We start from the raw sequence: 7,203 nt of genomic DNA, 5'->3' as shown, positions 1-7,203 counted from the left end.
GGGTTCCGGACTATGTCCAGCGGCGCATTTCCGTCGGGGACTGGAGGAATGGCATCTGTTTCAACGAGGGCACCAGCCGGATCGAAAGCTGGAATATGGAGGATTGCACGCGCACCAGCGGTTTTCCAACAACGGTTTTTTTGTGGGGCGACTCCTTCGCCGCGCACTATGTTTCCGGCTTGGGTGCTAACATAAATCGATTGCAGGCGAACATCGTTGAATATACGTACGCCAGCTGCGCGCCGATACTCTATTACTACCCTTACGATCGTCTTGATTGTGTCCGGTTCAATCGCAAGGCCTTGGACGTCATCTTGGAAGCGGACATCAAGACGGTTATCCTCAGCGGTAGATGGAGTGACTATGAGGTCAGAGGTTTCGACGGTCTTCAGCAAACAATCGCTACGCTTCGTGCCCTGGGCGTGCGCGTGTTTGTCATCGGCCAGTCTCCGCAGTTCCCAACTGACGTCCGGAAAATTGCGTTCTTCGCCAAGCGCCAAAATCTGGACGATACGTCCTGGCCGATCGCGATGGACCCCGACATCAACGAACGTGTGCGCTCATTTACCAAAGGCGCCACATTCATCGATCCGCTGAAATTCCTGTGCAGCGCAGGACGCTGCGCCTATTCCGATAGAGGAGAGTTTTTATATTTCGACTATGGTCATTTCTCTTCAGCCGGCGCCACACTGGCAATCTCGAAATACTGGCCGGCTTTTGGCAAGGACAATGCTCTTCCTAAGACGAAGTAGCGGCTCAGCGGCTGACAAGCACCAGTACGGGTCCCAGTGATAGCTCCTGCTTCCGCAGCAGCCGCGACGATGGAGCTGTTCAGGTTTAAGGCCCCCCGATAGTGACCTAGGATGGGTGCTGCCACGCGGCTCGGACTCAGCGTGCATTATCACGTAAATGTTGAGAGAATGAATGGCGCCGCGAAGGGCAATTCCAGCCGTCCAAAGCGACAGGCGTGTCGCGGCCTCGACATTGCAGTGGCGCTTACCTAACACGGCCTCACACTGCCCTCTAAGCGGCCCCGAATTTGAACTGACGGCCCCTGGCCGGTTCATCGGGCAGGTCAAGGGCTAGGTGTAGTACACAGGGCTCATAACTTTCAGTTTCTAGTTGGTACGATGGGCCGTGGACGGTCGATGCAGACTTCAAGATGGCGAACGAAGCTCTCCATGCGTGCGTTGTCGAGGCAAGTGCCTTTGCCATGCTCGCGACTGGAGAGATTTCAAAATGAGCCTTGTAAGCGGAGAATGCCGCCGACGCTGTTCGGCTTGCTCGTGCCCTTGACGGCGGTAGGCTCGGCAGGGCCGAGGCCAGAGTTGCCGTAGTGGTCGTAATCGACCTCGGCTGTGACCGTGAAGCCGGGAACGACCATGTAGGCGACGTTTGCAGCCACACCAGCATCCTTGAGCTGATCACCCGAGACCTGAAGGTTGAACGAAGTTTTCTCGTCAAACTCGTAGGTGGCGCCCGCCCAGAAAGCCCACTGGCCGTTCCAGATTTTGTACGAGCCGCGCCCATGATTGGCAATTGCGCCGTTTGAGTCCTCGTTGAGACTGGCATTGGAACCGTAGCCGAAGAGTCCAAACAGCGACAGCTGGTTTGTGACAGCGACGTCGACGCGGATCTTGCCGGCAAAAGCTTCGTAATTGCTGTCATAAGCCGCGACGCCGGTGATCGAGCCCCAGCCTTGCGTGTATTTCAAGCCGGCGACAACGTGCGGAATATAGCTGTCGATAGTACCGGCTGAGCCCGATCCTTGTTCGAGCGAAATCACAGTCGAAATGCCGTTGCCGGCGTCGAAGTGGTACTGAGCCACGTTGGTGTCGAAGCCGGCCGACGGAACGAGCATACTATCGAGAACGTCGCCAGCGTAGCTTACAAACGTATCGAAGGCCGACCCCTCCTTGCCAACTCGCAGGCCTCCCAGCTCGACCCAGGCAGAAGCCAGTGCGAGGCCGCTGTTGAAATCATAGTTCTGAGGACTGTCATGCGAGTTAGCGCTGTTGCCAAAATTCACGTGGGTTTCGGTATAGGTCGTCAACGCGCCGAGCTCGGTCTGCTGGCCGGTCCAAGTTTTGAACGTGAAGCGTGTGCTGTTTCGCCAAGTGCCTTGGTCCTCGCCAGTTCTCACGTCCGAGGTTCTTGCGCTGTCATACGATCGGACGTCACCCAGGCCGATATCGTAACGGACATAGCCGCCGATGCGCAGGCAGGTCTCGGTGTTGGGAATATAGGAATATCCCGAGCCGAGGACGTCGCAGATCTTGATGTACTCGGCCGGTTCCCGCTCGGCGCCAGCTGCTCGACCGACGGAAACGGTCATCAGAGCAGTTAAGCCGAGAAGAGGACTCTTGATGTACATGTCTAGATCTCCATGAAGGAATAAAAAGGATAGAGGCGAAAGAGCAAGCTTTTCCTCTAAATTTTGTGCGTGTTGTCTCCAATATGTGGACGCCAAAGCGCTTGACACGAGAGGTGAGCCAGCGTAAAAGCCACATGTACTTATAATAGTGTTTTCTGTTAGGAGATTCATTATCGTTTACATGTGAAACACTCCGGTCGGACCGCTGCAGCTCTCCGAAATAGAGCAGCAAGCGACATGCCAACCTGAAGCGTAAATGCGGCCGACACCAAAATCGGGCCGACGCGCCTTCGTCTCGCTGGAATCACTTTTTTTGAGGGTCACTGCGAAAAGCAATGTGCGACACGGTTCGCCATGTTCGATATGTGACAGTCTCGTTTAACAGCGACGGCTTCCCGTCTGACCGCAACGGAGGCCGCGCCATGCGCTACCGAGAAGGATCACTGCGCGTACGCTCCGCAAGGGCTGCGCCAGGAACAGAGGGCGTGCGCGTCCGAGGCGTCGCATGGTGGCCGCAGCACCTTTTCGCCGCTGTAAGTTCGCCGTGCAGGTACATTGCGCGGCCGGAAGCGAGAGGGAGCGCACCCTGAAACGGCTGCCTACGGCTCGCCTCGAGTAATTGGCGATGAACAGCATTCTCGAGAACTTAGTCTCGACGGAAAGAGCAACGAAAGGAAGCCGCTTGGACGAGCACGATCCGAAGGAAGAACCGATCGAGACCATTTTCCGCAACGGCACAATCACTGCCGTGGGTATCCTGCTTGCCTTTTCGCTCGGCTTCCTCACTCATTGGGCCGCGAACCCCTTGCCATGGCAACTCTACGATCTGTTCGCCGTAGTGCCGATCCTGCTCGGCATCGCACTGCAGATGAGAGCGCTGTCCATGCTGCTCGACATGAGTTCCTTGCGGCGCCCCATCTACGAACGCGCCAATCGCATTTTCATGGTCGGCCTCATCCAGACCGCGTGTGGCGTCGGCATGGCCATCTTGGTCGATCTTTTCGGGATATCGGTAGGGGGCACGCTGCCCGGCGCTTGACGACAAGCCACACCGCCGCTCTTCGCTCGAAGCGACGTCAAGCCGGGGAACCTTGTGCACCCCCTAGCGGCGTCCTCCTTTCATCAAATGAGCCGACGTCAGCTTTAGAGCGTCTCGGTGGCTAAAGCCGGTATGGTTTTTCGGCCGGCAGGGAAGGCCGCTGGCTGGACCTGGATGGCGTCTGAACGAGGCTTGACAGGTCCGTTGCGTCGGACATGAATTTCGCATTGCAAAGTTCTTCCGCAGACGCCTCAAGCACACTGCACTGGCGTCACGTACTACTCAGACGTTGAATGCGGCACCGCACCATCACCTCAGGCGCAACCATGGCACGCGCGCTCCCCGGCGTGGTTGACCCCATCCTGTCCAAACGAGACTGCGACATAAGCGGGACGCACTGACTTAGGTCAGAGACCAGGACGAGCGCGCAACGAAAGAATGATGGATCAGCGACGTGGGATGACAGCTCCTTGCACACCTCAATCCTGACAAAGTACCGGGACCCCCGGCCGCCTTGGTATACCATCTATCCGACTGTGCCAGACTTCTCTGCGGCAGTTGGTGCTGACGATTATGAGGAATGGCTGGGGGGCCTCCCGGCCGACGAATCGGTGTCGCTCTATTTCCACATTCCGTTTTGCCGATCCATGTGCTGGTATTGCGGCTTCCCTACCGCGGTCATCCGTCGCAACGGCCCGATCCTTAATTATTTAGCGGTGCTGCGTCAGGAGATCAGTTTGGTGTCGGAGCAAGTGCGGCAAGGGCTGCCGGTGAGCGATGTGCATTTCGGCGCGGAACGCCTCACCTTATCGGGCCAGCCGAGCACTTGGCGCTGATGGAATTTCTACGCCGCCACTTCGCTTTCAGCAAAACTGCTGCGATCACCGTGGAGATCGATCCCCGAACGTTCACACCGGAAATGGCCGAAGCCTTGGCAGCTAACGGTGTCAACCGCGCGAGCATCGGCGTGCAGAGCTTTGATCCCGATGTGCAAAGGCGATCAATCGGATCCAGAGTAAGGTGCAGACGGCCGCTGCAGTCCAAAATCTCCGCCGGCATGGCGTTGGCCATATCAACTTCGACCTCATCTTCGGTCTACCGAAACAGACTGTGCAGTCCTGCATCCAGACCGCGATGGCTGCGGTCGCCATGCGCCCCAACCGGCTTGCGGTGTTCGGATACGCGCATATTCCTTCCGTGATAAAGAACCAGCGCCTATCGAGCAGGCAGGTCTACCGGACGGCGATCTTCGCGCCGAACAGGCTGCAGCTGTCGCCGAGACACTGGTTGGCGCTGGCTACCGGGAGATCGGGCTCGATCATTTCGCTCCGCCGGACGACGAACTCGCGCTAGCGCAGAAGACCGGGCGCGCCTACGGCGTAATTCGCTGGGATACTCGGCCGATACTTGCAAAACGTGATCGGCTTAGGCGCGTCGGCTATTGGCCGAGTCCGCGAGGGGTATGTTCAGAACGAAGTAACACGGGATTCTTACGCCCGGCACATCGCAAGTGGACGTCTGGCGACATCAAAGGGTCACCGTCTGACCGACGATGACCGGGTGCGCGCAGCGATCATCGAGCGACTGATGTGCGATTTGGAGGCCGACGTGCCGACCATCTGTGCCGCCCACGAAATCGAACCAGCTCGTTTTCTCGATTCAGTTGAGAGTTTGGTGACGCTGGCTGAGGAGGGGATCCTGGACGTCGAAAACGGCTTCATCCGCGTGCGGCCGGAGCACCGCTTTGTTGTTCGCGCCGTTGCTGCTGCATTCGATGCTTTTCTCGCGAATCGATGAGTTGAGGCCACGACGCCGAAAGGCATCAAACCTTGTTTGGCGCTCGTCGGCATGGGCTCTCGCAGAAGACTCCGCAAGCGTATGCAGGGGACTTCCACTTGACGCCGCGTTCACCATCATCTCGCCTGGGTGCGCGCGAAAGCGCACAACCCGGAGCACGCTGCTCTCGGTGTGAGGCTGTGCTCTGCAAAGCACCGGTGATCCACCCTGTCCCTGGACAGCAGCTTGATGGCGTCATCTTGGAGGACGAGAAAAGATTGTCGAGGTACGGGTACGAATTGCCTCGGTCGTCCGTTCAATCGAAAGCACTGTCTGCGGAGGCACCTCTCCTTCATGCAGTGACAGGAGATGCTGGGCGACTTCCTTATCTGCTGCGGTGAGTCGATGATTTAGGCGGAGAAAGTCCATCCAGGTGGGGGTGCGGAATGTCTCCGTCCAAAGTGACGGTGTTTGCAGATTTCGCTGGAGCGTCCAGTTTCGTGCACCGGCACGGCTCTGGACGTGTCGCCGCGTGCGCATGGAGCCCAGAAAGGCCTCGATATTTTCCTCCGATATCAAATACTCGACCTTGGCCACGATAGGGCCACTTCTGGGTTTCAGATCGAGAGCCACGTCCGGCGGATGAAAAACTGAACTTTCTTGATCGGTTTCTTCCCAGGGACGGACCGGCAACACGATCCCCGCTGCTGCAACCAGCAACAGAGCGCCTGCGGCGCCCTCCAATGCTAAGGTCAAGGAATAGTTTTGCGCGACAGAACCCCAGATCCAGCTGCCAGCAGCCATACCGCCTGCGCTCAAGGCGTAGTAAATGGAGAGCGTGCGGCCTACAACCCACCTTGGGCTTGCCAACTGCACCGACACGTCAATGCCCGTCCAGGTGATAAGCCAACCCGCTCCGCCGAGCGCCAGCGAAATGGCCGCCACAGGAATCGACGATGTAAGGGCAAGGGAGAGGCAACAGACTGCACAAGCCACAGAGGCGAAGGCCACCAGCCTGTTTTGAGACGTGACCTTCCTCAAGAAGCCGTTGCCCATGCCCGCGATGAAAGCACCCATGCCGAAGCCGGCCAATAAGATACCGTAGACAATTGGCCCACTCTTCAACTGATCCCGGACGACGAGGGGGAGCAACGCCAGAATGGAGATGCTTGCCAATCCGAAAAGAGCGGCTCGGGCGGTCGCTGCCCTGATCTCCAAAGACATCGCAGTAAAGCGCACTCCGTCATGAATTGCCGTCGTCATTCTCTCACGAGGGAGAGGCGAAGAGCGGACCTCCCATTTGGTGCGCCATATCGCGCTTATGGGCGCCAGATCACTCACCGCAGCCAAGGCGAAAGCGGCCAGCGGCCCAAAGACGGCCAGGATCACGCCCCCCAAGGCCGGACCAACGCTGCGCACAATGTTGTATCCGACGGACATAAGCGTCACTGCGGCCGGAATGTCGCGTTTGTGAAGGATATCGCCGACCGAAGCGTGCCAAGCCGGATCATTCAAGGCAAAGCCGCAGCCGGCCAGGAAACCTAACCCGAGAATCAGCCAAGGACTGACAAATCCCAGACCCACAGAAATCATCAGCGTCGTCGACGCCGATGCTATCAGGCAGTGTCCCGCAAACATCACCCACCGGCGGCTGAAGTTGTCGGCAATGGCTCCGGCGAAAACTGAGAGGAAGAACACCGGCAATGTGGATGCGGCCTGGACGAGTGCCACCATGAGGTCGGACGCTGAAATCGTTGCCATAAGCCAACTGATGGCGACCGTTTGCACTAGCCAACCGAGGCTGGAAATCTGGGTGGCCGCCCAAATTGAGCGAAACACCTTGTTTCGAAATGGGGCGAGCGTCTTTGAAACGGGCGGTTGAGGATTTTCGCTCTGCATGAGGTATTGCTGGCCTTCGATGAGCGCTGCGATTTGAGCAAGCGGGTCGATACTTAGACATCGCGGAGCACCGCACGGAACCCAGCTCTATGGAGCTTGCCGGCGACTATTTACG

At 57.9% G+C, this 7,203-nt stretch carries 4 protein-coding genes and 1 pseudogene; 3 read left to right on the top strand and 2 right to left on the bottom strand.

Translation table 11 applies throughout. The annotated features are described in order from the left end of the window. A partial coding sequence (locus EN745_RS06305; RefSeq protein ID WP_281034761.1) for an SGNH hydrolase domain-containing protein occupies nucleotides 1-752 on the top strand: 752 nt, incomplete at its 5' end. 482 nt (nucleotides 753-1,234) lie between these two features. On the opposite strand, the gene EN745_RS06300 is transcribed toward EN745_RS06305, so the two are convergent. Further along, complete coding sequence (locus EN745_RS06300; RefSeq protein ID WP_126063922.1) at nucleotides 1,235-2,374, bottom strand: porin; 1,140 nt, start codon at nucleotides 2,372-2,374, stop codon at nucleotides 1,235-1,237. A 682-nt stretch (nucleotides 2,375-3,056) separates the two neighbouring features. Between EN745_RS06300 and EN745_RS06295 the strand changes: the two genes are divergently transcribed. Together EN745_RS06295 and hemN are read left to right on the top strand one after the other, a co-directional pair. Then, nucleotides 3,057-3,413: a hypothetical protein gene (locus EN745_RS06295; protein ID WP_024505577.1), complete on the top strand. Its 357-nt coding sequence runs from the start codon at nucleotides 3,057-3,059 to the stop codon at nucleotides 3,411-3,413. Nucleotides 3,414-3,883: 470 nt separating this feature from the next. Next, a pseudogene (hemN, locus tag EN745_RS06290) lies at nucleotides 3,884-5,210 on the top strand (oxygen-independent coproporphyrinogen III oxidase). 234 nt (nucleotides 5,211-5,444) lie between these two features. On the opposite strand, the gene EN745_RS06285 reads toward hemN, so the two are convergent. Then, on the bottom strand, nucleotides 5,445-7,088 hold the full coding sequence (locus EN745_RS06285; protein WP_126063923.1) for an MFS transporter: 1,644 nt from the start codon (nucleotides 7,086-7,088) through the stop codon (nucleotides 5,445-5,447). Between the last annotated feature and the right edge of the window lie 115 nt (nucleotides 7,089-7,203).

Source organism: Mesorhizobium sp. M4A.F.Ca.ET.022.05.2.1 (assembly GCF_003998845.1).
In the GTDB taxonomy this organism is placed as follows: domain Bacteria; phylum Pseudomonadota; class Alphaproteobacteria; order Rhizobiales; family Rhizobiaceae; genus Mesorhizobium.
The sequence above is the reverse complement of the archived record's forward strand: the minus strand, read 5'-3'. Positions and strand labels throughout refer to the sequence as shown.

Coding starts and splice junctions, on each gene's coding strand:
- EN745_RS06300 (WP_126063922.1), bottom strand. CDS start 2,374: ATGTACATCAAGAGTCCTCTTCTCGGCTTAACTGCTCTGATGACCGTT.
- EN745_RS06285 (WP_126063923.1), bottom strand. CDS start 7,088: ATGCAGAGCGAAAATCCTCAACCGCCCGTTTCAAAGACGCTCGCCCCA.